The sequence below is a fragment of the Flavobacterium sp. genome (assembly GCF_039916025.1).
Classification (GTDB): Bacteria; Bacteroidota; Bacteroidia; order Flavobacteriales; family Flavobacteriaceae; genus Flavobacterium.
In genome coordinates this window covers 1-1,768 of sequence record NZ_JBDSMB010000203.1, presented here as the reverse complement: position 1 = coordinate 1,768, position 1,768 = coordinate 1, and the positions used below count along the sequence as shown (strand labels likewise).

Below are 1,768 nucleotides of genomic sequence, written 5' to 3'. Positions count from 1 at the left end.
ATTTTATGAGCTTTGCAAAACGCAATGACAGGGAGGTCACTTTTTTCCTGGATGCTTAACAATGTCCGGATTTCTTTTTCAGACTGGCGGATGGGCTTTGAGGGATACTTCATGTTATAAGTGATTTTTGTTAATTCGAAACCAAATGTAGGTAAGCTGTTTTTCAAAAGCAATCCGCCGCCAACTCGGGTATTTACGGATGTTGTAGTACAAAAACTAACACCTTAATACAATACGTGTTAAAATATTATTGCAATTTTTGGTCAGCACATATGTACAGGGTTTTGTATCAATTAAATCAGCGATTATTGAAGTGGGTTAATTGGGAAGAGACCTGTACACGAAAGCCGCTATAAAATGGCCAAAACAAAAGTATAAGAAGAAGCTCCGCTCATTCCAATACTTGGCAATTAAGCTTGCATAACATTTACCGACTACATCCGGTTTTTGTTAATTGTTAACCCACTAATGTAATTGATCAATGATATTTATACACCAGCATCTATTGTAATTGCTGTATCTATATCCTTCTTACCTACACTTAAATTTTCGAGGATTTCACAAATTAGGCTGGAATCAGCCATTAGTACATCTTTCAGTATTGGAAAGTCGAAATCAGGTGTCCACCAGGTTTGATATCGATTTATTTGATTAAAAGCTGATTCAATAGGATAAGAATCTTTTTCTTGCGAGGCTTTTTTGATTAATTCAGTAACAATATTTAATGCATTGTTTCGCATTTCGCTACCTGAATTTTGTTGAAGAAGATATAATTCAAGTAAGGATCCATAACACCAACTATCAGGCTTATTTTCTATAGCAATATCAATTGATTTTTTTGCTACGTACAAATATTCTGGCGAGGTTACTTTTCCGTTTAAAACAATATCTAATGAAAGATATTGGACAATTGACCAGTGATGCGATAAATTCTTGTCACAAGCTTGCTTATAATATCCTAGAGCCTTTTTTAAAAATGATTTCTGTTCAGTGATTTCTTCTGACTTTTTTTGGCCATTGGTTTTCATTTTTATAAAAAAAAGCTCAGCCATCCGTTTGTAAGCACTTCCCAAAAGTCCAAGGTTCTCCAACTCTTCTTGTTCATATTTTTTATTTCCGCTTATTTGTTTCATTTTATGTTCAAGTAGGGTTATGCAATCAAGTAGAAGATGCCGGTTTGTTAAAAACGCGTCGTCATTTCTACGATTGTTGTTCAGATACTGTTCTGTTTGAAGTCTTATATATTTCAGTTCAGCAGATAATAGGCGCAAGGAAGCTGTAAATAAATAATCATTATAACCTTCCGGTAGTCTTATGTAAGAAACAAGACTTATCCAATCATGCATACTTGGCCCGAGATCAAATAAAGCTATTCTTATATCGTACAAAATTTCCCTGATATCAATCCCTCTAAATAAAGCCGAATAAAGTTTTTTTGTGATTAACACAGAGCCAAGCATTGAAAGAGGGAATTGAGAGCCCAAAACAATTGGTACACCCGCCCTGTGTGTTACCTGAACTGGATTCTTATCAGAAGTCATGGGGTTTGAAAAATTAGCACCATCGCAAATCATATAATTCACCAGGAAAGGCTTGTTGTTAATGTTGTCCCACAATTTTTTTATTGATTCGGTCGGTGTTGGAATTGCCCCTGCCTTGCCAAAAATAATTCCAAATTCAAAATCGGAAAATTCTTGGTCTATCTTGCCTCCGTGAGCCAGAATGTGAACATGTGTAAAAAACTTACCTGGCTTATCCTTATCCTTTA

Annotated in this window: 1 protein-coding gene; it reads right to left on the bottom strand. The window is 35.2% G+C overall.

Annotation, left to right across the window (positions count from 1 at the left end):
• Nucleotides 1-488: 488 nt before the first annotated feature.
• On the bottom strand, nt 489-1,768 hold a 1,280-nt coding region (locus ABIQ27_RS14420; RefSeq protein ID WP_348034618.1), incomplete at its 5' end, for a tetratricopeptide repeat-containing protein.